The 24,145-nt window shown below is 64.1% G+C and carries 17 protein-coding genes; 12 read left to right on the plus strand and 5 right to left on the minus strand.

Annotated elements, in window-relative coordinates:
- Positions 1-4 precede the first annotated feature (4 nt).
- Entirely contained in the window at positions 5-3,214 is a 3,210-nt protein-coding gene (locus E1N52_RS13025; RefSeq protein ID WP_133183194.1) for an efflux RND transporter permease subunit, read from the minus strand.
- Between the two features lie 273 nt (positions 3,215-3,487).
- On the opposite strand from E1N52_RS13025, the gene E1N52_RS13030 reads away from it, so the two are divergent.
- From E1N52_RS13030 to E1N52_RS13035, 3 genes are all read left to right on the plus strand, one after another.
- Entirely contained in the window at positions 3,488-3,835 is a 348-nt protein-coding gene (locus tag E1N52_RS13030) for a DUF4148 domain-containing protein (RefSeq protein WP_133183195.1), read from the plus strand.
- 12 nt (positions 3,836-3,847) lie between these two features.
- Entirely contained in the window at positions 3,848-3,982 is a 135-nt protein-coding gene (locus E1N52_RS45270; RefSeq protein WP_281282651.1) for a hypothetical protein, read from the plus strand.
- Between the two features lie 460 nt (positions 3,983-4,442).
- On the plus strand, positions 4,443-5,885 hold the full coding sequence (locus E1N52_RS13035) for an undecaprenyl-phosphate glucose phosphotransferase (RefSeq protein WP_246089042.1): 1,443 nt from the start codon (positions 4,443-4,445) through the stop codon (positions 5,883-5,885).
- Positions 5,886-5,943: 58 nt separating this feature from the next.
- On the opposite strand, the gene E1N52_RS13040 is transcribed toward E1N52_RS13035, so the two are convergent.
- Complete coding sequence (locus E1N52_RS13040) at positions 5,944-6,768, minus strand: WecB/TagA/CpsF family glycosyltransferase (RefSeq protein ID WP_133183196.1); 825 nt, start codon at positions 6,766-6,768, stop codon at positions 5,944-5,946.
- A 308-nt stretch (positions 6,769-7,076) separates the two neighbouring features.
- On the opposite strand from E1N52_RS13040, the gene E1N52_RS13045 reads away from it, so the two are divergent.
- The 6 genes from E1N52_RS13045 to E1N52_RS13070 all read left to right on the plus strand — a co-directional run bounded on the left by E1N52_RS13045 (position 7,077) and on the right by E1N52_RS13070 (position 15,066).
- Positions 7,077-8,804, plus strand: coding sequence for an FAD-dependent oxidoreductase (locus E1N52_RS13045; RefSeq protein ID WP_133183197.1), 1,728 nt, complete (start codon positions 7,077-7,079; stop codon positions 8,802-8,804).
- Positions 8,804-9,751, plus strand: coding sequence for an NAD-dependent epimerase/dehydratase family protein (locus tag E1N52_RS13050; protein ID WP_133183198.1), 948 nt, complete (start codon positions 8,804-8,806; stop codon positions 9,749-9,751). The genes E1N52_RS13045 and E1N52_RS13050 overlap by 1 nt, the downstream gene beginning before the upstream one ends.
- 351 nt (positions 9,752-10,102) lie before the next feature.
- A complete protein-coding gene (locus E1N52_RS13055; RefSeq protein ID WP_133183199.1) occupies positions 10,103-10,810 on the plus strand; it encodes a transposase in 708 nt (235 codons plus the stop codon).
- Between the two features lie 119 nt (positions 10,811-10,929).
- Entirely contained in the window at positions 10,930-11,478 is a 549-nt protein-coding gene (locus E1N52_RS13060) for a DUF488 domain-containing protein (protein ID WP_133183200.1), read from the plus strand.
- Between the two features lie 224 nt (positions 11,479-11,702).
- Positions 11,703-13,637 carry a TolB-like translocation protein gene (locus E1N52_RS13065; RefSeq protein ID WP_246089043.1) on the plus strand — a complete coding sequence of 645 codons (1,935 nt, stop codon included), beginning with the start codon at positions 11,703-11,705 and terminating at the stop codon, positions 13,635-13,637.
- Between the two features lie 349 nt (positions 13,638-13,986).
- Positions 13,987-15,066: a hypothetical protein gene (locus tag E1N52_RS13070; RefSeq protein WP_246089044.1), complete on the plus strand. Its 1,080-nt coding sequence runs from the start codon at positions 13,987-13,989 to the stop codon at positions 15,064-15,066.
- Between the two features lie 81 nt (positions 15,067-15,147).
- Here E1N52_RS13070 and E1N52_RS13075 read toward each other — a convergent pair whose 3' ends face one another.
- The gene (locus tag E1N52_RS13075; RefSeq protein WP_133183202.1) at positions 15,148-15,828 is read right to left on the minus strand and encodes a VIT1/CCC1 transporter family protein; all 681 of its coding nucleotides are present in this window, start codon (positions 15,826-15,828) and stop codon (positions 15,148-15,150) included.
- Positions 15,829-15,856: 28 nt separating this feature from the next.
- A complete protein-coding gene (locus E1N52_RS13080) occupies positions 15,857-17,608 on the minus strand; it encodes a SulP family inorganic anion transporter (protein ID WP_133183203.1) in 1,752 nt (583 codons plus the stop codon).
- Positions 17,609-18,070: 462 nt separating this feature from the next.
- Here E1N52_RS13080 and E1N52_RS13085 point away from each other — a divergent pair, with 462 nt between their 5' ends.
- The 3 genes from E1N52_RS13085 to fabI all read left to right on the plus strand — a co-directional run bounded on the left by E1N52_RS13085 (position 18,071) and on the right by fabI (position 22,532).
- Positions 18,071-20,461, plus strand: a complete 2,391-nt coding sequence (locus E1N52_RS13085) for a DUF3141 domain-containing protein (protein WP_133183204.1) — start codon at positions 18,071-18,073, stop codon at positions 20,459-20,461.
- Between the two features lie 78 nt (positions 20,462-20,539).
- On the plus strand, positions 20,540-21,721 hold the full coding sequence (locus E1N52_RS13090) for an acetate/propionate family kinase (RefSeq protein ID WP_133183205.1): 1,182 nt from the start codon (positions 20,540-20,542) through the stop codon (positions 21,719-21,721).
- Positions 21,722-21,749: 28 nt separating this feature from the next.
- Entirely contained in the window at positions 21,750-22,532 is a 783-nt protein-coding gene (fabI, locus tag E1N52_RS13095) for an enoyl-ACP reductase FabI (protein ID WP_133183206.1), read from the plus strand.
- A 40-nt stretch (positions 22,533-22,572) separates the two neighbouring features.
- Here fabI and E1N52_RS13100 read toward each other — a convergent pair whose 3' ends face one another.
- A complete protein-coding gene (locus tag E1N52_RS13100) occupies positions 22,573-24,120 on the minus strand; it encodes a methyl-accepting chemotaxis protein (protein WP_133183207.1) in 1,548 nt (515 codons plus the stop codon).
- Positions 24,121-24,145: the final 25 nt, after the last annotated feature.

Raw genomic sequence — 24,145 nt, forward strand, 5'->3', positions numbered from 1 at the left:
ATCCTTATTCAACGTGAGTGGTTGCACTGGCTTGCGCATCGTTGCTGGCATCGCGCGCGGCGCGGCGTTTCGCGAGCCAGCCATGCACCATGCCGAATACGACCGGCACGAACACGAGCGTGGAAAGCGTGCCGATCGCGAGGCCGCCGATCACGGCTCGCCCGAGCGGTGCGTTCTGTTCGCCGCCGTCGCCGAGACCCAGCGCCATCGGCAACATGCCGATCAGCATCGCGAGCGCCGTCATCAGCACGGGACGAAAGCGGTTGAAGCCCGCATCGAGCGCGGCGGCGAGCGGCTCCATGCCCGCGGCGAGCGACTCGCGCGCCGTGTTGATGACGAGAATGCTGTTGGCCGTGGCGATACCCATGCAGAGGATCGTGCCCGTGAGCGCCGGCACGCTGAGCGTGGTTTGCGTGACGAACAGCATCCACGCGATGCCGGCGAGCGAGGCCGGCAGGCCGCTCACGATGATGAGCGGATCGAGCCACGACTGGAAGTTCACGACCATCAGCAGGTACACGAGCGCGATGGCGAACACGAGGCCCGCTGCGAGGCCGCTGAACGACGCGTTCATCGACTGCACCTGGCCGCGCATCACGATCGAGGAGCCCGGCGGCAGTTGCGCGCGCGCTTCATTCACAAGGCGGTTCACGTCGGAGGCGACGCCGCCCAGGTCGCGTCCCTGTGTCGACGCGAAGATGTCGAGCACGGGCTGCACGTTGTAGTGCGAGACCACGGCTTCCTGTGAGCTGCGCGAGACCGTGCCGAGCGTGCCAAGCTGGTCTTGCGGCGAGAACGTGACGGATTGCGACGTCGTCAGCGGAATATTGGCGAGTGTTTGCAGCGAATGAATGTCGTATTGCGGCACCTCGGTCACGAGCGGATAGCTCACGCCGTTCTTCGGATCGAGCCAGAAGTTCGGCGTGGTTTGCGAGCTGCCCGAGAGCGCGATGAGCAGGTTCTGCGCCACGTCGTGCTGCGTGAGGCCCGCCTGCAAGGCCTTCGTGCGGTCCACATTCACGTTGATGGTGGGCTCGTCGCCGGGCTGCTGGATGCGCGCGTCGACGAGGCCGCGCACGCCGCGCATTTCGTCGAGCAGATGGTTCGCAACGACGCGATTCTGCGCGAGCTTGTTGCCGACGATCTGCACGTCGATGGGCGCGGGCAGGCCGAAGTTCAGGATCTGGCTGACGATGTCGGCGGGCAGGAACGCGAAGGTCACGCCTCGAAACGCGGCGTTGAGCACATTGCGCAGCTTCGCCACATATTGCGCGGTGGGTTTGTGCTTCGGCGCGAGCGTAACGAGGATATCCGCGTCTTCGGGGCCGATGGGGTCCGACGAGTCGTACGTGAGGTTGATGCCGCTCACCGGCACGCCGATGTTGTCGAGTACCGCGGCTTGTTCGGCGGGCGGAATCACGCTGCGGATTTTCGCTTCGACTTCGTCGGTGATGCGGGCCGTTTCCTCGATGCGCGTGCCGGTGGGCGCGCGCAGGTGCAGGCGGATTTCGCCGGTATCGACGGCGGGAAAGAAGTCGCGGCCGGTGAACGGCACGAGCACGAGCGAGCCGAGACAGAGCGCGACCCACAGCACGACGAATCGGCGGCGCTGCGCAATCGCAGCCTGAAGCAGTGCGCGATAGCGGTTGCGCACCGCTTCGAAGCGTCGTTCGAAGCCCGCCTGAAAGCGCGTCAGCGCACCGGCGATGCCGCGCCTGGGTGCAGCGTCAGGCTTGCGCGCACGCAGCAGATACATGGCGAGCGTGGGAATGAGCGTGCGCGAGAAGAAGTACGACGCGCACATCGCGAACACCACGGCCTCGGCGAGCGGCACGAACAGATAGCGCGCCACGCCCGAAAGCAGGAACATCGGCACGAACACGATGCAGATGGAGAGCGTCGAGACGAAAGTCGGCACGGCAATTTCGCCGGAACCGTTGAGAATGGCGTCGTGCAGCGGCGCGCCGCGCTCCAGATGATGCGTGATGTTTTCGATGGCGACGGTGGCGTCGTCAACGAGGATGCCGACCGCAAGCGCGAGCCCGCCGAGCGTCATGATGTTGATGGTTTCGCCGAGCGCCGCGAGCGCGATGAGCGACGTGAGCACGGCGAGCGGAATCGTCACGGCGATGATGAGCGTGGCGCGCCAGCTGCCGAGAAAGAGCAGGATCATCGCGGCGGTGAGGCAGGCCGCAATGAGCGCTTCGCGCACCACGCCCGAGATCGCCGATTTCACGAACACGGACTGATCGGAGAGCGGCGTGATCTTGAGCGCGCTCGGCAGGCCCGCCGCGATCTTAGGCAGCATGGCCTTCACTTGCTGGATGATCGTGAGCGTCGAGGCGCTGCCGGTCTTTTCGACCGTAAGGAGTGCAGCGCGTTTGCCGTCCGCGCGCACGATGTTCGTTTGCGGCGCGTAGCCGTCGATCACGTGCGCGACATCGCGCACATACACCACGCTGCCATTCACGGTCTTGATGGGCAGGTCGTTGAGCGCCGCGACGGTTTGCGTGCTGCCGTTCATCTCCACGTTGTATTCGCGCGAGCCGATCTTCGCTGTGCCGCCGGGCAGGATGAGGTTCTGCGCGTTCACGGCGTTGACGACGTCCGCGGGCGCGAGACCTTTGGCCTGCAACGCTTTCGGATCGAGCTGCACCATGATCTGGCGGATCTTGCCGCCATAGGGCAGCGGTACGGCCGCGCCCTGGACGGTCGCGAGCTGTGTGCGGATGAAGCTGTTGCCGAGGTCGTAAAGCGACTGCTCGGGCAAGGTCGCGCTGGACAGGCCCAGTTGCAGCACCGGCACCGTGGAGGCGTTGTACGTGATGATGTTCGGCGGCAGCGTCCCCGGCGGCAGGACGCGCAGGATCGAAGCGGAGTTCGAAGCCGCCTCGGCAATCGCGCGGTTGATGTCAGCGCCCGGATGGAAGAACACCTTCACGACCGACACGCCGTTGAGCGATTGCGATTCGATGTGCTCGATGTCGTCCACGTCCGAAGTCAGCGCGCGCTCGTAGTTCGAGGTGATGCGGTGCGCCATGTCCTCGGCGGAGAAGCCGTTGTAGGTCCAGACGATGCTGACCACCGGGATATTGATGTTCGGAAAAATGTCCGTGGGCGTGCGCATGATGGCGAGCGGCCCGAGGATAAAGAGCAGTACGGCCAGCACGATGAACGTGTAAGGCCGTCTGAGAGCCAGCTTGACGATCCACATGACGGGGTCCGGGTTGAGGCGGGAGTGGCGCAAGTATCGGGAGGGCGCGCTTACCCGGTGCTGACCTCGACATTACGGATTTGTCATCTTTGCCACGAAGGGGTGTTGACCGCTCTCGGCGCGCTGCGCCCAGATAACGAACTCGTAATCAGCAGGTCAGCTTTGGGTCAGCGCTGTGCGACCAGAATGCGTTCAACCTTCGCGACATTGCCGAGGGTGGCTGAGGCGGCATCCCTTCCCGATGCAGCGGCCATTCATTGAGAGGTGAACATCATGAAAGCACTCGTTTCCACATTGCTCGTTGCCTGCGCCCTGGCCGCTCCCGCTGCCGCTTTCGCACAGACCGCCAACCCCGCCAACACGCCGGTCACGCGCGCCCAGGTGGTCGCAGATCTCACGCGGTTGGAGCAGGCGGGGTATCGCCCTGTGGCCAACGATCTCAACTATCCTGATGACATTCAGCACGCTGAGGCGATCGTGGCCCAGCAGCAGGCGCAAAAGACCCAGCAGGCCGCGCCCGGCAGCACGGCGGTTGGCGGCGTGGCGATGACGGGCAGCTCGGATGCGGGTGCGCCGGTCGTGGCGAGCGTCAGCGGACGGTCGATTTATGCGGGCCACTGAGCGAGCCACTGAATGCTCGAACGCGGCGCAGCAGCCCTGGCAATAACGCCGGGCGCCGCCGCGCATTTCGATTCGCTTAATCAAACGTTTGCGCGAACGCAATTCGCCCCATTCGCGCGCAAAAAAATCGTTATTCATTTTTATTGAAGCCGCGAACCTGCCCCATTAATAACGGCGGCGTTAAATCAGCCGCATTGGCGAATTCACCACAATATCGCGCGTTTTTACGGTGTCATCTTACCGACTCACGCAAATTCATAATGCGCTGGTAAGATACGCGCGAATATGGGATGGCCGCTCTCCATTCCGGTCTATTGGCGCGAATCTAGACCACTCGCGCCGCCGGAACAGGAGTCCGCGCTGTCAGGCCGACGGGGAGCGGCCGTCTCGCACTACGAATAGCGCTCCATGTTTAAAAAAGCGCGTACGTTCGGTTTGTGTGTTTAATCGCAAGCGTTTGAGACTCGCGTTTCGCCTTTCCGGCGAATCGTCTGCGGCCGCTTGCCGCTGTTGCGCCTTGCGCAGACGGTCATTCCCCTCGCGGTCTAATCCCGCCGTCATGCCAATCAGGCGTATAAAACAGTCGCACATACTGGCCGAACCCGTCATGTCCACCCAGTCGACCCACCATCACCGCCTCTTTATGGCGCTGGTCGGTGTCATCAGCGCGGCGCTCAATACGGGCGCGCTCGTGGCGCTGTTGTTGCTGCGCGGACAGACCGGCGACACGCCGTACACGCGTGCGTTGACCGGCGCGTTCGCCGTGGCCGCGTTCGTGGTGTTCGCACGCTTTCACCTGATTGCCAGTGCGCGTCATCTCTGGTGGATGCTGGGCCGCGGCGCGTGGCGCTGGTGCCGGCTGCCCGTCGCGCTCATGGTGCTGCTGTTCGTGACGCATGGCGATAGCGGCACGACGGCCCTGCGTACGCTGGTCGTGCAGTGGGCCGCCATTGCGCTGCCGCTGCAACTCGTCGGCCTGGCTGTCTTGCGAGGCGTGGCCCACAGCATCAACAACGCGCCCGGCAACCTGCGCCGCGCGGTGTTCTTCGGCATGGGCAGCGAGGCGCGCAAGCTGAACCTGCGCCTGCGGCGTTCGCCAATTCTCGGCATTCACGTGAAGGGCTATTACAACGATGCGCCCGTCGCGCCCCGTGACGGGGAAGTGCTGCCGCCGTATCTCGGCCGCTATGAAGACGCGGCCGCGCGCATCCAGGCGAACGACTACGAGATCGTGTTCCTCGCGATGGGGCGGCCCGTGATGGGGCGATCCGACGCGACAGAAGTGAAGGACATCACGGCCGACATCGTGACGCGCCTCTACGATTCAACGGCTGCAATCTATCTCGTGCCCGAACTGCACTATCTGGAAGACGTCGCGACGACCGGCGCGGACCTGGCCGGAGTGCCGTTGCTCGCTTTGCACGACGTTCCGATCCTGGGGCTTTCGCGCGTGCTCAAGCGCGCGGTCGATATCGCCGGCGCAGCGCTCCTGCTCGCGCTGTTGTGGCCGGTCATGCTCGCGATTGCGCTGGTGATCCGGCTCGATTCGCCGGGCCCGGTGATGTTCAGGCAGCGCCGCAACGGCGAGCACGGCCGGGCGATCGTCGTGCACAAATTCCGTTCGATGCGCGTCGCGGCGCACGACGAGGGCGATGCAGAAGAGCAGGGCGTGCGCCAGGCCCGCAGCGGCGACGACCGGATCACGGGTGTGGGGCGCTATCTGCGCCGGACTTCGCTTGACGAGTTGCCGCAGCTCTTCAACGTGCTGGGCGGTTCGATGAGCCTCGTGGGTCCGCGTCCGCACGCGGCGGAGCACAACGAAGAGTACCGGCAGCTGATTCCCGGCTATATGCTGCGCCATAGCGTGAAGCCGGGCATTACCGGGTGGGCGCAGATCAACGGGCTGCGCGGCTTGACCGATACGCCCGACAAGATGCAGCGCCGCGTGGAGTACGACCGTTACTACATCACGCACTGGTCGCTGTGGCTCGACCTGCAGATCCTGCTGAAGACGATCCCGTCGATCGTCTCGGGCCGCAATGCGGTTTGAAGCGAGCGCCGCGCGAGACGTGGCCGGACGTGAGCCGGCCGCGTCCGCATCGGCGGCTTTACGCCGCGCGCTGCTGCGCGCGCGCCATGCGCCAGTGACGCCAGAGGATGGCGAAGAAGCGGCGGTCGTCCACGAGGTAGCGGCGCCACAGGCGCGCGGGGTCCTGTTTGATGCGCCAGCACCATTCGAGACCGCAGCGCTGCATCCACACGGGGGCGCGTTGCTGCAGGCCGACGGCGAACTCGACGGCCGCCCCCGCGCACAGCATGAGGCCGCCCGGCAGCTTGCTCGCGTGATGCAGAGCCCAGCGTTCCTGCTTGGGCATGCCGAGGCACACGAACACGATATCGGGCGCGGCCGCGCTCACGCGCTCGGCCACTGCGTCGCCCTCGGGGCCGGTCGGATCGAACGTCATGGAAGGCGCGATCACCTCGACGTCGAGGCCCGGATAGTGCTGCGCGAAGCCATTCAGGAGCGTGGCTTCGTGGCCCGGGCGGCCGCCCACCACCACCACTTTCCAGCCGGCCGCGTGGGCGCGCTCGCACAGTGCGGGCAACAGGTCCGAGCCGGTCACGCGTTCCGGCAGCGGCGCGCCGAACAGGCGGCTCGCCCAGACAACGGGCATGCCGTCCGCGAACAGGAAGTCGGCGGTGCGGTAAAGGCGTTGAAGATCGGGCTGCGTGTCGAGACGCACCAAGTGATCGACGTTCGGCGTGACCGCCACCTGCGCCCGGCCGTCGCGCTGCAAGGCGGCGGTGCAAAGCACGTCGAGCGCGGTGTCGAACGACACGGCTGCGATGTTGAGACCGAACAAGGGAATGCTCGGCTTGAAGACACCCCGTGCGGCCGCCTGCGGCGCCGCTGTTATGTAAGGCGTGCTCATCTTGTTTTTGTGACCCCGACGTGCGCACACGACGAGAGCCACGCACGGCGCCCGTTGAATCGGCGTCGTGCCACCCCGTCATGCGACGTACGTTATGTTTTTTTCTGGTCTCCTGGCTTTTGCCAAGGCGTTTTGGACTTCAGACGGAATCTTACTGCTGTGTCGGTGCTGCGGGTAATACAACAGTGTTTTTTTAGAGACAAAAATCGGGATGCGACTGAAATTTCTCTGGCTGCGCCGGTGGTTGCATGCGAGCGATCGGCTACTATCGCCGCGGCCCGTTTTCCCATTTCCGTTCATGACAGACGATGATTACCGACGCCCGTGAGATTCCCGCCGGCACGACGCTGCGCGCGGACCTTTGCATCGTGGGCGCCGGCGCTGCCGGTATTGCGCTCGCGCTTGCGCTGGAGGAGAGCGGGCTCGACGTGATCGTGCTGGAGAGCGGCGGCGATGCGCCCGAGCCCGCCACCCAGCAGCTGTACGCGGGCATGGTGGCGAATGCGGCGCTTCATCCGCCGCCGGACAACTACCGCGTGCGCCGCTTCGGCGGCTCGACCACGCTGTGGGGCGGCCGCTGCATGCCGCTCGATGCGCTCGACTTCGAGGCGCGCGACTACGTCGCGCACAGCGGCTGGCCGATCGCGTTCGCCGATGTGCTGCGCCACTACTCGCAGGCCAACGCGCTGTGCGAAGCGGGTGAATTCGCCTATACCGCCGAAGGCGCGTTCGCCGCGCCGCTGCGCCCGATGATCGGCGGCTTCGCAAGCGACGTGTTCTCGACGCACACACTCGAGCGTTTCAGCTGCCCGACCGATTTCGGTCAGCGTTACCGGGCGCGCCTCGCGAAAGGCCGTGTGCGCGTGCTCCAGCATGCGAACCTGTGCGGCCTGCCGATGCTGGCGGGTTCGACGCGGCGTGTCGGCGCGGCCCAGGTGCGCGTACTGAACACGTCGGGCAAAGCGGACGCGACGGGCGGCGCAACGTTCGAGGTGGCCGCGCGCGCCTACGTGCTCGCGACCGGCGGTCTCGAAGTGCCGCGCCTCCTGCTCAACAGCCCAGGGCCGAGCGGCCGGGGGCTCGGCAACGCCCACGACGTGGTGGGCCGCTATTACATGAGCCATCTCGCGGGCACGATCGGCACGCTCGATCTCGCGGCGGCGCAGTCGGTGTGGCACGGCTACGAGGTGACGGAAGAGGGCGTCTATTGCCGCCGCCGCCTCGCACTGCGCCCGGAACAGCAAGCCGTGCTGCGCGCAGGCAACTTCATTGCGCGCCTGCATCATCCGCGCATTCCGGACGCCGGGCACGGCAACGGCATCCTCTCCGCGCTGTATCTCGCGCGCGGCATCGTGCCGTACGAGTACGCGAAGCGGCTCTACGACGGCACGCCCGAAGGCTTTGCGGGCTCCACGCTCGCGCACCTGCGTAACGTCGTCGCCGATGCGCCGAACACGGCGCGTTTCCTGTGGCACTGGCTGCGGCGGCGCACGCTGGCCGCGCGCAAGTTCCCCTCGGTGATCGTGCGGCCCGCGAATCTGCGCTTCTCGCTCGACTTCCATGCGGAGCAGGAGCCCAATCCGGCGAGCCGCGTCACGCTCGGCGACGAAACCGATGCGCTCGGCCTGCGCCGCATTCATGTGGACTGGCGCTATACGCAGCAGGACGTCGCGACCGTGAGCCGCGCGCTCGCCGCGCTCGCGTACGAGGTCGAGCGCGCGGGCGTGGGCCGCTTCAACTACGACCCCGCGCAGGTCGAAGCCGAAATGACGCGCTACGGCGCCTATGGCGGCCATCACATCGGCACGGCGCGCATGGGGCACGACGCGCGCACGAGCGTGGTCGATGCCGACTGCCGGCTGCACGAAGCGGACAACGTCTATGTGACGGGCGCCGCGGTCTTCCCGACTTCGGGCCAGGCGAATCCGACCTTGACCATCGTCGCACTCGCACTGCGCCTTGCCGAACACCTCAAGGGCGCCGCCGATCTTGGCGCGCTGCCCGTTCCCATCGCAAACCATTCCGAACCCGCGTAATGAAAGCCCGTATTCTCGTTCTCGGCGCGACCGGCTTCGTCGGTCGCCATCTGGTGAAAGCGTTGAGCAATACCGAGTGGGCCGAGCCGGTTGCCGCCTCGCGCAGGGAAGGCAGCGGCGTGCGCCGTGTCGATGCCGCGGATCCCGCGTCGCTCGCTGCCGCGCTAGCCGACGTGGACGGGGTGGTCAACTGCGTGGCAGGTGCGCCGGCGACGATCGTCGCGAATGCGCGCGCGCTGGCTGCTGCGCTCGCGGCACGCGGTGCGCCGCTGCCCGTGGTCCACTTCAGTTCGATGGCGGTGTACGGTGCCGCCGAAGGCCGTATCGACGAAACGGCGGCGCTCGACGCCGCGAGCCCCTATGGCGATGCGAAAGTCGAGTCGGAGCGACTGCTTGCTTCGCTGCCCGCGCTCACGATATTGCGCCCGGGCTGCATCTACGGAGGCGGCAGTCCGCAGTGGTCGGCGCGCATCGCGCAACTGCTGCGCGCGCGGCGCCTGGGCGACCTCGGCGCCGCCGGCGACGGCTGCAGCAATCTCGTTCACATCGACGACGTCGTGCAGGCGGCGCTGGCTGCGCTGCGCGCGCCGGCTGCGGGCGCTCAGGCGTACAACCTGGCGATGGCGGATGCGCCGCGCTGGAACGAGTACTTCGTCGCGTACGCGCGCATTCTGGGGGCGACGCCGGTGGAGCGGATCGGTGCGCGGCGTCTGGCGCTCGAGACGAAGGTGTGGGCGCCCGCGCTAAAGATTGCCGAGATCGCGGGGCGCAAACTGGGTGGCGTAAAGGTGCCGCCGCCGCTGCCGCCCTCGCTCGCGCGGTTGTGGCAACAGGACATCCGGCTCGACGCGCATCGCGCGGAAAACGCTTTTGATATGACGTGGACGCCGTGGCGCGTCGCGCTGCAGGCCGAAGCGTTCGTCGCGGTGGCGTCGCACACTGGCTGACCCGGTTGGGTTAGCCGGGGTTCGGCGCGTCGGAGGCTCCGGCTTCGACCCGCCGCTATGATTCGGACTCCTGTTGATAAGTTCGGCGGCCACAGTCGCTTCGACGATCGTACCCTCGTTCCGCCACGCTTTAGTGGTGCCGGATCGTGGTGCGTCGGCTATTCAGCGACGGCATAAGAGGCGCGGGCTGAAAGCGGCAAATCAGCGAATTGAGGCCATAAAAAAGGCTTGTTCTCGACGCAGACGCATGCACGCGGCCCATAGAATTTACGCGTAGATCCACTCACGCAGCGTCAGGCGACCGATACCTGTCGGATCGCTTTCCCACATCGGATTTCCGGTTAATTCAGCATGACACGGCTTGCACGGCACTACGTCCCAGAACAACCGCAGCACGTTATCTTGCAGGGGCTCAGAGGGCCCGCATTCCTCGACGAAGGAGACTACCTTTACTTCCTCGCCTGCCTCGCGGACGCCGCGCGCGTCGCCGATCTGGCAGTCCACGCGTGGGTGCTCATGCCCGACGCGGTGCAGTTCCTCGTCACGCCTTCATACGAGTCGAGCGTGGCCATGGCGATGCAGGCGGTTTGCCGTCGCTATGTCGAGACCTTCAACCGCCGCCACGGACGCCGCGGTGCGATGTGGCGCGGCGAGTACCGCGCAACCGTGATCGAACCCGACCGCTATTTCCTGCTCGCAAGCCAGGTCATCGATCATGCGCCGGTGCGCAACCACCTCGTGACCGAGCCGGGCAACTATCAGTGGTCGAGCTACACGCACCATGTCGGGCTGCGTGTCGACAGGTTCATCAAGGATCATCCGCTCTACCGCGCACTCGGCGATACGCCGTTCGAGCGCCACGAGTCCTACCGCGACCTGGGCGCACAGCCTCTCGACGAAGCCGAAGTCAGTCACCTGATGCGGGCGACGCTCGAAGGGTGGGTGCTTGGCAGCGCCGCGTACTGCGAGTGGGCGGCGCAAACTGCCAACCGGCGCTTGATGCCGCTGCTGCTGCGCGACCGGCCGGCCAAGGTTCGCGCGACCAGCGCACACGCATGACGAGGGCGATGGGCTAGCCGCTGCATAGGGCGCGAAATCACGAGCATGCGCCTCCTTCCTGGAGGCGCATAATGAGCGCTCGGCGAGTCGTCCAGCTATTGTTCACGCGCAGGCGGGAAGTGAGCCTTCCATTCTTCACGATCGGCCATTCCGACCGCACCCTCGATGAATTTATCGGGCTGTTGAGGGGTGCGGATATCGGCATGCTCGTCGACGTGAGAAAAATGCCCAGGTCGAGAACCAATCCGCAATTCAACGAGGAAACCTTGCCCGCTGCGCTTGCGGCATGCGATATCTCGTATGAACATGAATCCGTCCTCGGTGGTCTGCGCGGTAAGTCGCGAACCGTATCCGCGGACGTCAATGGCTTCTGGATCAACAGCAGCTTTCATCATTACGCCGACTACGCGCTATCCGAAGCATTTCACGCGGGCATCGATCATCTGGTCGAGCAAGGGCGCGGCAGGCGTTGTGCCGTGATGTGCTCGGAAGCCGTATGGTGGCGCTGTCACCGACGTATCATCGCCGACTACCTGATCGCACGAGGCGAAACGGTCTTACACATCATGAGTGCGCAACGGCATGAACCCGCGCAGCTGACGGCGGGGGCGGTCGTTCGACCTGATGGGACGATTGTCTATCCGCCGGTGAATCAGGCGAAAACCTGAATTGCCATCCGGGCGATGTCTACGGCACGCCCGCCTGCCAGGCCGCGAGCGCCAGCATCCGCGGCCTCGGCCATCGCTTCGTCCGGGTTGCGCCACGCTTGCCCGGCTCCCAAAAAGTGCCAGCGAATCTGAAAATTGTATAGGGACACAGTCGCGCCCAAGGCATATCTTTCTGCCAGCGAATCCGATGTCCAGCGGTTTGCGGGTTGCTGTGACGATAAAAAATGGAGACTAGTACTGTGCGTTCTTCGCTTCAGATCAAAAAGAAAATCCTGGCGTGCCTCACCGTTGCCGCCGCTGCGGCGCTCGTTCCAGGCGCGGATGCCGCGACGGCGACCAAGGGCGACCTGCTGATTTACCGCATCGGCCCGAGCACCTCGGAACTCTTCGTCGCCAACGCCGACGGCAGCGACGAACACCGCCTGATCCAGTCCGATGGGTTCGACTATCACGGTTCCTTCTCGCCGGACGGCAAATGGATCGTGTTCACTTCGGAGCGCGATGGCCTTGGTCATGCCAGCCTCTATCGCGTGCGCGTGGATGGCACCGGGCTGCAGCGCCTGACCGACTGGATCGGGGTGAGCGACGCCGCAGTCTACAACCCGGCCGATCCGGATCTGATCGCGTTCGTGTCGTCGCGTCGCGATAAGGATAGCTGGGGCACGACGAACATCTGGACGCTCAACATCAAGACCGGTGCGCTGCATAACGTGACTGGCGATATCAAGTTCGATCCGGACAAGCCGCACAGCTTCTTCCGTCCTTCGTGGTCGCCGGATGGCAAGTGGATCGCGCTGTCGTCGGATATCGGCAGCGACTGGCGAGGCCACAACCTGCCGGTCGGCTGGGAGCGCACCCAGGAAACCAGCATCTACGAGATTCATCCGGACGGCACGGGCTTCAAGCAGATCACCGCGCGCGCCGGCTTTGCCGAGGGATCGCCGTCGTGGTCGGCGGACGGCAAGCACGTGGTGTTCTATGAAACGCCGGTCGAATCGACCTGGGGCGCGCACCGACCCGAGGCGATCGGCAAGGTCGAGACGCAGATCGTTCAGGTCGACGTGGCGACGGGCGAGCGCAAGGAGATGACGAACACGCCGGGATTCAAGGTGTTCCCGCAATACGTGGGCGCGACCGACGTCGCGTATCACATCAAGAACGGCGCTCAGGAAGGGCTCTATACGACGGGCGGCCAATCGCGCGCGACGGCGGGAAGCGGCATCCGCTCGCCGCATTATTCCGCTGACGGCAGGCAGGTCGTCTACGAAAAGGTGGTGTACAACAAGCCGTTCCATCCGAACGGCACGGCGCTCTACAGTTTCGATCCCGAATGGAACTACCGTTTCGTCGATGTGTTCCCGCAACTCTCGCGCGACGGTAAATCGCTCGTGTACACGGAGAAGGCGGTCGGCTCGTCGATCATCGTTGCGAATGCTGACTTCAGCAACGCGCACCGTATTTACGATCCGGTGACCAGCGGCCTCGATCCGAAGATGATCAAGATGGGGCTGGCGGGCGCGTTCCAGCCGACCTGGTCGCCGGACAAGCAATGGGTGGCCTTCGGTGTGGGCGGCTGGTTCTTCACGCGGGCTCACATGCCGGGCCGCATCATGCGCATCAAGGCCGACGGCAGCATGAACGGCAAGGCGGAGATCTTGACCGACGGGAAAGAGAACGCAGGCTTCCCGAGCTATTCGCCTGATGGCACCCGCGTCGTCTACCGTGTGTGGAGCGATACGGACAAGGGCCTGCGCATCCTCGACCTCGAGACGCACAAGACCACCGTCCTGACCACCGAGCCGGACAATCTGCCTGGGTGGTCGCCGGACGGCAAGCGGATCGTGTTCACGCGCAAGGAGGTCAACCCGACTGACCCCAACAAGTTTCACTACGACGTGTACACGATCCATCCGGACGGCACGGATGTACAGCGCGTCACGCCGCCGGGTTCGAATCAGGCCCACGCGACCTGGACATGGGACGGCCGCATTGCGTACAGTTCAGGCGAGTATGGCTTCCGCGACGAACTATCGCTTTACGACGACACGTTCCAGCCCGATGGCCAGAACTGGGTGATGAATGCGGACGGCAGCGATCGGCGTGCGATTACCGACACGCTTTGGGAAGATTCGATGCCGCTTTATATTCCCAAACAGTAAGTCCGCTTCATAGTCTCAAACGACAAAAGGCACTGCGCTCAGGCGCGGTGCCTTTTTTATTGTGGCCGCTCGCAATTCGGATTCGCATGGCAGTACTGATCAATAAAATTAAACGGTCAAACGTTCAGTACGAGTGAACCGTCTGCGAGTCGAGATTTACCCGGATATTCGCCCCTTCTCACTAAAAAGTGCCAGCGAAAATCACTTTTGTGTAAAGGCATTCACGCGGGTATCGCATACATTCCATTCCACCGCAGCAGGTTTTACTACGTTGACTAACGCAAGGCTTTGCCGACGGTGCGAAAAATCGAGAGTCGTAAATCGACCGCATCTTGCATATCGATAAAATATGGAAGGAGACATGAAAAAAACGATCGCTATCCGCACGCCACTGTTGGGTGTCGCTGTCCTCAGCTGCTTCGCCGGTGCGGCACACGCAGCGGATTCCTCACAGACTGCAGAGGGAGAGGCTCAGCCGGCACAGGTCGCCCAGACGGACAGCAAGGCATCCAACGCCACGCCGATTTCGACCGCAGCACCCCTGACGCTGTCGCAGGCCAGCACCGTGACCGCGCCGCTTTCGCCGCCGCCGGGACTGTACACCCCGCCGACCTCGTGGAACGACACGTATATCGGCTATCGAGTCGGCACCAATTTTTACTACCCCGGTGTGCGAACCGAAGCCGGCGCACCCGCCAAAATCACGCAGAACATCGGCTACCTGACGACCACGGGCGGCTTCAAGTTCGGTAGTTACGCGTTCAACGTGGACTACCTCGTCTCCAGCATGGCGAACCCCGAAGCGGGTCCGACCAACCAATACGGTTATCCCACGCCGGGGCCGGGCGGCGCGCAGGAACTGTACAGCGTCGGCCGCGTCTCGTTCAGCGCAGGCAAGATTTTCGGCAGATCGTTTTCCTATGGCTTCATGCGGGACTTCGGCCTGACGGTCGGCTATGAATTCGGCACCAAGAACGATGCGTTTGGCCAACGGGCCCGCATGGTGGTCGCCGGGCCCACAATCGACCTTGCCATACCCAACGGGTTCTGGAACATCACGCTCGGCGTTCGCACCGAAAGCAATCACGACGGCATCACGAACGTGGATGTGCATTTCAACCCCGCCGTGCATCTCGAGAGTTCCTGGCTCTATAACTTCCGTATCGGTCCTGTTCCCCTGGTCTTCAAGGGTTTCGCAAGCGTCACCGGGCCGAAAGGCAAGGATGGCGCCGGAGTCGATACCACAACGGAGTTCCTGACCCGCGCGTATCTGCTGGCAGACGTCGGATCGTTCGTCGGCCATCCGCGTACTGCGTACATGGGTCTTGGCTACGAATACTGGCACAACATGTACGGCACGCCGGCTTCCGAACAACCCGGCACGACGCAGACGTCCGTGCCGATGTTCGTGGCCGAAATCCACTTCTGATCGCGCGATCGCGTGAAGACGGCCATCGGCGATCGTAGTGTCTGTTGCCGATGGCCCATCCTCGAATGCATAACCTGGCGGCTATCCGCCAAGCGCAATGATCGCCATCGTCAGCACGATCCCAAGCAGCATCATCGCGAAGCCCGCTTTCATCGCGCCCGCGCCGGTGTAGCGTCCGAGCGCGAAACCGGCGGCGAAGAGCATCGCGAGCGTGAGTATGCGTGAGATGACGAGCGCCGCTGTGTGATCCCTCACGAGGATAAAGGGCAGGGCAACCGGGAACGTCGATACGACCACGAGCAGAAAAACGCCCACTGCCCCAAGAAAGTCATCGCGCTTGAAATGCGCGCGAGGTGGCAGCGTAGGCACCGCGGCAAGGCGCGCGCGAATCAGCTCGAGTTCTTCGTCGTCGACGAGCGGCTCCAGCGCCGTCGGCAATGCGTCGCGCAACGCCCGCACTGCCGCGGCGCGGTCCGGTTCGCGTTTCACGGTCAGGGCGAGTGTCAGGCGCTGTCCGCGATCCGCGAGCGTGCGAACGAGATACATCACGGCGTCGGCGAGGCCCCAGGCGAGATTGCATCCGAGGGCGGCGAAAAACAGTTTGCGGCCGGCGTCCTCGCCCGCTGTGACCGCCTTGACCGCACCGACGAAGGTCAACGCCATGAACAGGCCAAAGCACAGTTCGGTCACGCGCTCGACGGTATTGAGTACGGGCTCGCGCTTTTCGGCCACGGTTTGCTGTGTCGGAGTAGTGGTATTCATATGGCCTCTTGCAAGAGGAGATGAGCGCTCATGGCGTTCTCTGTCCGGGATGGCTAGTGGCAGACGATACGCCATCGCGCGAAATGGCATGCTGCGCTTCCCACCACGCGGCTAGCGCCTGTTCGAGATTGAGAAACATGCGCTCGTGTCCTAGCACGCTGCCGAGCGGCGCCTTCTCGAGGACGGCAAAGACTGCGGGATTGAGGCCCACGACCCAGACTTCGATCCCGCTCTCGCGACATTTCTTCTCGGCCTCGGTCAGCATCTTCAATGCTGTGTACTCCACATCGAATACGGCCCGCATATCGAGCGCCATGACCTTCGGGCGCGCCTGGGCGACGAGCGGCATGATCTTGTGCACGATGTTGGAGGCGTTGAGAAAGAAAATTCGCCCCTCGGGACGCAGGAGCAGCAGCCCCGGAAAGTCCTCGTCGTTTGGATGCTCGTCCGATACCGGACGGAACACGTTCGTGCCGGGCTTGCGCCGCAGCACGTACACAGGTGGATCGGAGACCTGATGGGCGAGTGCGCCGAGCGAAACGACGATGGCGATCAGAATGCCTTGCAGCGTGCCGAGCAGCACGACGCCCACCAGCGCCACGACCGCCCAGATAAACTCGGTACGCCGGATGGCGAGGATCGCGCGAAAGTCCGCCGGGTTGAGCAGGCCGATCGAATAGACGATCACCACGGCGGCGAGCGTGGCATGCGGCATGAGACCGATGACGGGTGCGAGCAGCACCATGGTGCCGAGCGTCACGGCCGCGGTGGCGAGTTCGGCTAGTTGCGAATGCGCACCGGCCAGCCGGTTGACGGCCGTCTGGGTCGTCCCGCCGCCCGCGGGCATCGAGCCGAACAGCGCGCCCAGCGCATTGCCGAGGCCTGTCGCCAGCAGTTCGCGGTTCGGCAGCGGAACGGGTTCCCCGCTGAGCGCGAATGCGCGTCCTGACGCAATCGTTTCGGTAAAACTCATCAAGGCAATGCCCGCTGCCGCCGGCCAGAGCGCGTCGATCAGCGACAGATCCGGCATCACGAACGACGGCAACCCGGTCGGGATTTCGCCGACGATCTCCACGCCGTACCGCTGCACGCCAGCGAAAGCGACACACGCAATCCCGAGCGCCACCGCGATGAGCGGCGCCGGGGACTTCGGATACCAATGTTCCAGCGCGACGAGCACGGCGATCGTCAGTACGCCCAGTGCAAATGTCGCCATCGACGTATGGGGCAGCCCTGCCACGAGCGCATGCACGTTATGAAAGAACGAGCCTTTCACGACGTGAATACCGATCAGGTTCGGCAGCTGGCCGAGCACGATGACGATGGCGATGCCGGCCTTGAAACCTGTCAACACGGGTTCGGAAATGAAGTTCGCGATAAATCCAAGCCTGAACAGGGCAGCGAGAACGAGGAAGAAGCCGACGAGCAGCGTGAGCGTGGCGGTCGCGACGATTAGTTGAGCGGTGTTGCCGTCGGGCGCAACTTCACCGAGCGCGGCCGCGCTCAGGATGGCCAGCGTCGCGCTGGTGCTGACGCTCAATGGCCTCGATGTGCCGAAGAGCACGTAGATCACCATCGGCACGAACGCCGTATAGAGCCCGGTTTCGACGGGCAGTCCGGCAACACTCGCGTAAGCCATCGCTTTCGGCAACACGACAGCCGCTGCCGTGATGCCGGCGACGATGTCGGGTTTGATCCACGATGTCTGGTAGCCGCGTACCCATTCGAGAACGGGAAGACGGAAGCGGGAAGAGCGGTGCGACGCAGACCGATCGCGCATGATGCTGTGACCTCCAGGAGTGGAAACACTACCGACGCACGCCGACGTCGAATGTCTCACCGTTGCCTTCCTGCGGGCTACTGCATTCAACATGCCGAAACGGAATTTCGATAAATCCCGTGTAGCCGCGGGCGGATCGATCGTCAATCGGACTTTGGTCCTATTGCTGCGGGGCAAACGTACAGGCGCAAACGTGCCGGCGGCATATGGGCCGATGGTCCTATAGAGAAAGCACGTGAGGCGCTGCACGATTCAGTTCGTGCAAACGGAATCGTCGCCGACCCGGCGCGGTCCCGTAACGAACCTGTCACGTGCGTCTGCCAGTGTCTACAGAGATAGCGTCCATGTCCGTCTTTGCCGCTACGCGCGTGACAGTCCAGTATATTCGTAAGCATTCCTTTCATTCAAGCGAGGCAGCGGACGTGTCCTCTCCCACTCGTTTGCGGACCAGGAGGTGATGCCATGACCGACGTAGCCAATCAGTATGCGCGTTGTCAGGAGATCGGCGGCAAAGTTGCCCGGCTTCTCGCAAAGCGATCGGAATTAGCGCAGACACAATTCAGTCAGCGTTTAGCGGATGCGACTGGGCGGCTGGGCGAGAGCGACAAACCCGCTCCGGGCAGCCCCGCATGGGCAACTGCACTGGACCCCTGGGCCGGCTACCGCTACGCGGTGGATGTCGCCGAGCGTTCCGTGCTTTTCTGGGACACCTTGCGGCAGCGCGGCAACGGTTTCGTCGAGCAGGCGCGCAACGGTCTTCAACCCGTCCTCCATTTCGGCCACGAACTCGTGATCGACGGCCGGAAGATGGCGCGGCCTGTCAACTACGCGCTCGTGCGCCTGCTGCCGCCCGAGGGGGTGGTCATCGACGTTAGCAAGCGTCCTTACGTGATCATCGACCCGCGTGCGGGCCACGGTCCCGGCATAGGCGGTTTCAAGGACGATTCGCAGGCTGGCGTTGCGTTAAAGGCTGGCCATAGCGTGTATTTCGTCATCTTCTTTCGCGATCCGGAGCCTGGCCAGACACTGCTCGATGTCTGCGCGGCGGAAGCGCAATTCATCAAGAAGGTGTGCGAACTGCATCCGGACAGCCCGAAGCCGGCGATCGTCGGCAATTGCCAGGGCGGCTGGGCCGCCATGATGCTGGCGAGTTCCGATCCTGACCATACGGGGCCGCTCGTCATCAACGGCGCGCCGATGTCCTACTGGAGCGGCGCATGGAGCGAAGGCGAGGGCGACAACCCCATGCGCTATTCCGGCGGCATGCTGGGCGGTACGTGGCTCGCGTCGCTGACGGCGGATCTCGGCAACGGCAAGTTCGACGGCGCCCATCTCGTGCAGAACTTCGAGAACCTCAATCCCGCCAACAGCCTATGGGACAAGTACTACCACCTGTTCGACAACGTCGATACCGAGCCGCCGCGCTTCCTCGACTTCGAGCGCTGGTGGGGCGGCTACTACCTGATGAACCGCGAGGAGATCGAGTGGATCACGCGCAACCTGTTCGTCGGCAACACACTCTGGTCGGGCGAGGTTCGGGGTCTCGACGGGGGTGCGTTCGATCTGCGCGAAATCAAGTCGCCGATCATCCTGTTCGCCTCGCTCGGCGACAACATCACACCGCCTCAACAGGCATTCAACTGGGTCGCCGACATTTACGGAAGCACGGAGGAAATCAAGGCGCGCGGTCAGGTGATCGTTGGGCTCGTACACCAGAGCATCGGCCATCTCGGCATTTTTGTTTCAGGCAAGGTGGCGAAGAAGGAGCACCAGCAGATCGCATCCGTGCTCGAAGCGATCGAAGCCTTTCCGCCGGGCCTTTACGGCATGGAGATTGCCGAGCGCCGCGGCGAAGCAGGAAAAACGGAATACGACGTGTCATTCCGCGAGTACCGGCTCGAAGATATCGTCGAGCGCCTGAACCGGTTCGAGCGTAGTGACGAACAGCCATTCGAGGCCGTCAAGCGCGTATCGGAGTTGAACCAGCGCGCATACGAGCTATTCCTGCAGCCGTGGGTGCGAGCCTGGTCGAACGAAACGACGGCGAACCTGCAGCGGCAGTTTCATCCGCTTCGCGCGCAACGCTGGGCGCTTTCTGATCTGAATCCGTGGCTTGCCTGGCTTGGGCCGGCTGCCGAGGCAGTCAAGGCGAAGCGCCACGCCGAAACCCATGAGGACAACCGGTTGAGGGAGTTCGAGCACTATGGCTCGGAGATGATCAGTGCGTCGCTCGACTTCTATCGCGCGATGCGCGACGCCATGACGGAGAGCGCGTTCTTTTCGTTCTACGGCAACATGTATGCCGTCGAACTCGGTGAAGCGGCGCAAGCCAGACCCGCTGCGGCTGCCGGAGACCACCGCGATCTGCCCTACGTGAGGGACGCGTTGGCGTCGATGACCGAAGGCGGCTACACGGAGGCGCTTGCGCGCGCCGCTTGCCTGCTCGCGCGCCGGGGCGAGCCGCTCCCACTCGCGCGGCTTGCGCTGCGCCACGAACTCGCGAAGGACTACGCCGCTTATTTGCCGCAGCTTCCTGGCGACCAGTGGAGGCGCGTGCGCGGCGAGCAGGAAATCATCGTGCGTTACGAGCCGGAACAGGCGCTCGCCACGCTGCCGCATCTGCTGGAAGACCCGAAAGACCGGCAGAAGCTGCTTGAACTGGCCGAAAAGCTGCTGGCCGACAAGCGCGTGCAGGAAGCCGGGCCGACCGCTGCCCAGCTCAGCATGCTCGACAAGATTCGTTCGTCCCTGCCGCTGGAACGCGCACCGGCAGTGCGGCCTGTCGCTGCAATACGTGAGGATTCTGAGGCGCCGCCCACCCGCGTGGCGCCCGATCTCAAGGAGGCATCGTGAATCGTGAACACGAAAAGGATGAGCGGCTTACGAGGCGCCCGTCGTGCCTGTACGGCGCGCGGGCGATAGGGTAGAACGATGGCCGACGTCATCCTCGTTCTCAATGCCGGTTCGTCGAGCATCAAGTTCAGCGCGTTCAATGCGCAGCCGGACGATCTGCCGCTTGTCATGCACGGCGAGATCGAAGGGCTGCTTTCGGCGCCGCGTTTCGTCGCGTTCGATGGGAAAGGCGTGCTGACCGGGAGTCACGATTGGGGCAATGAACCCATCGGGCATGATGAGGCCGTTGGTCACATCGCCCAGTTCCTGCGCAGCCATCGCGACGGCAACCGCGTGGTCGCCGTCGGGCATCGCGTGGTGCATGGCGGTCGCGAGTTCTCGAAACCCGTGGCCGTCACACCCGCTGTACTGGACGAACTCGACAAGCTCGCGCCCCTCGCGCCGCTCCATCAGCCACATAACCTGAAGCCGATTCGTGTCATCGCCGAACGCAATCCGGAGCTGCCGCAAGTCGCCTGTTTCGACACGGCGTTTCATGCGACACAGCCCGCGCTTGCCTCGACGTTTGCGCTGCCGGCAGCGTTGACGGAGCAGGGCGTGCGGCGATACGGCTTCCACGGCCTGTCTTATGAGTACATCGCCAGTACGCTGCCCCATTTCGCTCCTGACGCAGCGAATGGCCGCACCGTCGTCGCGCATCTCGGCAACGGCGCGAGCATGTGTGCGATGGACGCGGGCAGGAGCGTGGCGAGCACGATGGGCTTCACCGCGCTCGATGGGCTGCCGATGGGCACGCGCAGCGGCAATCTCGATCCCGGCGCGATTCTTTATCTGCTCGACGAGCTGAAAATGGATACGCGCGGCGTCGAAGACCTGCTGTATCGCCGTTCGGGGCTGCTGGGGGTATCGGGTATTTCAGGCGACATGCGTACGCTGCTCGCGAGCCACGACGCGCGTGCGGCGTTCGCCGTCGAGTTGTACGCGTATCGCATCGGACGCGAACTGGGATCGCTCGCCGCCGCGCTGCAGGGGCTCGACGCGCTGGTTTTCACGGCGGGCATCGGCGAGCACTCGCCGGAGATCCGGCGGCGGGCCTGCGAACTGGCTCGCTGGTGCGGGGTGGAAATCGACAGCAGGGCGAACGAAGCGGGCGGTCCCAGCATCAGCACGGCGTCGAGCAAGGTCTCGGTCTGGGTGATACCGACCAACGAAGAACTCATGATCGCCCGACACACGCGTGAAGTAACGGGCGTTGCATGAATCTGCCCGATTGCGAGGGAGAAGTCTGATGAGCCAGAGCGTTCAACATCCGGTGCTGAGCGGAAAGAAAGCGTTGGTGACGGGTATCGCCAACGAGCATTCGATCGCATACGGCTGCGCGAAAGCGTTCCATGAAGTCGGCGCCGATCTCGCGATCACCTATGCCGACGAGAAAGCCAGGCCATACGTGGAGCCGCTTGCAAAAGACCTCGGAGCGCCTATTTTCATGCCGTTCAACGTCTCGAAGCAGGACGAACTGGAGGCGGTATTCGAGCGGATTGCGAGCGAATGGGGCGAACTCGACATACTCGTGCATTCGGTCGCGTGGGCGCCGAAGAACGACTTGCAGGGCGGCTTGCTCAACTGCTCGGCCGAAGGCTTTGCGGCGGCCATGGACATCTCATGCCATTCGTTCGTGCGGATGGCCCGGCTCGCCGCGCCGCTGATGAAGCAGGGCGGCTCCATGTTCGCGATGAGCTATTACGGTGCGAACAAGGTGGTCCCCAACTACAACGTCATGGGTCCGGTCAAGGCGGCGCTGGAAGCGTGCGCACGCTATCTGGCGTATGAACTGGGTCCGCAGCAGATCCGCGTGCACGCCGTGTCGCCGGGGCCGCTGAAAACACGCGCGGCATCCGGCTTGAAGGACTTCGACGTGCTTCTCACCCAGGCGGCAGAACGGGCTCCGCTTGGCGAACTGGTCGACATCATGGACGTCGGCTTCACCTGCGCGTACCTCGCGACGCCTTATGCGCGGCGTTTGTCAGGCGAAACGCTTTACGTGGACGGCGGCGTTCACATCATGGCGTAGGCGGGCGAACGTCGCTTCCAGCCGGGTCCGCCGCAGCACATCACAACTGGAATGCGCGCACCGCGGAGCGCAACGTTTCCGCCTGTGCGCTCAATGCGTTGGCCGCCTGAACGCCGTCCTGCACGAAGGCGCTATTTTGCTGGGTGACGCGGTCCATCACCGTGACGGCTGCGTTCACCTGCTCGATGCCGGTGCTCTGCTCCTCCGACGCATCGGCGATCGAATCGACCAGTTGGGCGACGCCTCTTACCGCGCCAAGCAGATCGACGATGGTTGCGGCGGCGGCTTCGACCGCGTGATTGCTCTGGTCGACTTCCGTCGTCATTTCCTTGATGAGCGTGTCGATTTCCTTCGCCGCGCCCGAGCTGCGTTCGGCAAGCGCGCGCACTTCCTGCGCGACGACAGCAAAGCCGCGCCCTTGATTCCCGGCGCGCGCGGCTTCCACGGCGGCGTTCAGCGCCAGCAGATTCGTCTGGAACGAGATGCCGTCGATCACCGAGGTGATTTCCTGAATGCGCGCCGAGCGTTGCGCGAGTGCCCGCATGCGCTCACCCGCGTCGCGCGCGGCACGGTCGCCGTCGCCGGCTTTCGTCGATGCGATGCCCGCAAGCGTGCGGGCCTGCGTTGCATGTCCCGCGTTCGAGCGCACCATCGTGGAGAGCTGCGCCATGCTCGACGAGGTCTGCTGAATACTGGCCGCGTGTTCTTCGGTGCGCTGCGCGAGCGTGCCGTTGCCCGACGCGATATGCGCGGTGGCCTCCGCGATGGCTTCAGCCGAATCGCGGATGCCGCCGATAATCGCGGCGAGCCGCTGCTGCATGACCTTCATGGCGTAGAGCACGCTGCGCGTGTCGCCCGACTTGACCACGACCTCGACTGAAAGGTCGCCCGCCGCGACGCGATTGGCGAGCTGCGCGGCCACGAACGGCTCCGAGCCGAGGTCGCGAAACAGGCTGCGCGCCATCGAGGCGCACAGGGCGGCAACCCCGGCGAGCCCCACGATAATGAGCCCGACCACGAGCCATTCGACCACCTGTCCCGTCTTGCGCGCGCGTTCGTATTCCGAATGCGCATCGGCGAGTTCGAGCTGACGCAACTGCGTGCCCTGCGTCTTCACCGTCTTCGAGAGGGGATCGATGGTCTGCGTCTGCACCCACTGCGCTTCGGAGAGATTGTTCGCCGAGAGCAGTTGCACCGCGGGGCGCAGGCCCTTGTCGCGCAGCGTGGTCCAGTTCGCGGAGAATGCCGCGGCGCGGCGGCGGCCGTCTCCCGCATCCGTGTGCGACAACCAGGCTTGCATGAGCTCGTCGATGCGCGCAATGCGGCTCGTCGTGCCTTCAACGACGAGCTGGGTTTTTTGCGCAGAGGGATCGAGGATGGCGTCGCTCACCGAAAAGCTCGCTTCGGTGACCAGCTCGTTGATCGTCGAGATCGCCTGGAGCGCCTGCACGCGGCCCTCGAACATGTTCTGGAGCGTGCCGATCGACGTCGACACGCCGAAGAGGCCAACCGCGCCGATACACAGAGAAACCAGAACGACCGCCGTGCTCAACAGAATGAGCCGGGCTTTGATAGTGAGCTTGCGCATGAAAAACTCGCGAGGGCGCGCTCAG

Origin of the sequence: Paraburkholderia guartelaensis (assembly GCF_004353905.1) — a bacterium.
Lineage (GTDB): Bacteria > Pseudomonadota > Gammaproteobacteria > Burkholderiales > Burkholderiaceae > Paraburkholderia > Paraburkholderia guartelaensis.

Coding starts and splice junctions, on each gene's coding strand:
- E1N52_RS13090 (WP_133183205.1), top strand. CDS start 20,540: ATGGCCGACGTCATCCTCGTTCTCAATGCCGGTTCGTCGAGCATCAAG.
- E1N52_RS13075 (WP_133183202.1), bottom strand. CDS start 15,828: ATGAATACCACTACTCCGACACAGCAAACCGTGGCCGAAAAGCGCGAG.
- E1N52_RS13045 (WP_133183197.1), top strand. CDS start 7,077: ATGATTACCGACGCCCGTGAGATTCCCGCCGGCACGACGCTGCGCGCG.
- E1N52_RS13085 (WP_133183204.1), top strand. CDS start 18,071: ATGACCGACGTAGCCAATCAGTATGCGCGTTGTCAGGAGATCGGCGGC.
- E1N52_RS13025 (WP_133183194.1), bottom strand. CDS start 3,214: ATGTGGATCGTCAAGCTGGCTCTCAGACGGCCTTACACGTTCATCGTG.
- E1N52_RS13040 (WP_133183196.1), bottom strand. CDS start 6,768: ATGAGCACGCCTTACATAACAGCGGCGCCGCAGGCGGCCGCACGGGGT.
- fabI (WP_133183206.1), top strand. CDS start 21,750: ATGAGCCAGAGCGTTCAACATCCGGTGCTGAGCGGAAAGAAAGCGTTG.
- E1N52_RS13035 (WP_246089042.1), top strand. CDS start 4,443: ATGTCCACCCAGTCGACCCACCATCACCGCCTCTTTATGGCGCTGGTC.
- E1N52_RS13070 (WP_246089044.1), top strand. CDS start 13,987: ATGGAAGGAGACATGAAAAAAACGATCGCTATCCGCACGCCACTGTTG.
- E1N52_RS13065 (WP_246089043.1), top strand. CDS start 11,703: ATGGAGACTAGTACTGTGCGTTCTTCGCTTCAGATCAAAAAGAAAATC.
- E1N52_RS13030 (WP_133183195.1), top strand. CDS start 3,488: ATGAAAGCACTCGTTTCCACATTGCTCGTTGCCTGCGCCCTGGCCGCT.
- E1N52_RS45270 (WP_281282651.1), top strand. CDS start 3,848: ATGCTCGAACGCGGCGCAGCAGCCCTGGCAATAACGCCGGGCGCCGCC.
- E1N52_RS13100 (WP_133183207.1), bottom strand. CDS start 24,120: ATGCGCAAGCTCACTATCAAAGCCCGGCTCATTCTGTTGAGCACGGCG.
- E1N52_RS13050 (WP_133183198.1), top strand. CDS start 8,804: ATGAAAGCCCGTATTCTCGTTCTCGGCGCGACCGGCTTCGTCGGTCGC.
- E1N52_RS13080 (WP_133183203.1), bottom strand. CDS start 17,608: ATGCGCGATCGGTCTGCGTCGCACCGCTCTTCCCGCTTCCGTCTTCCC.
- E1N52_RS13055 (WP_133183199.1), top strand. CDS start 10,103: ATGACACGGCTTGCACGGCACTACGTCCCAGAACAACCGCAGCACGTT.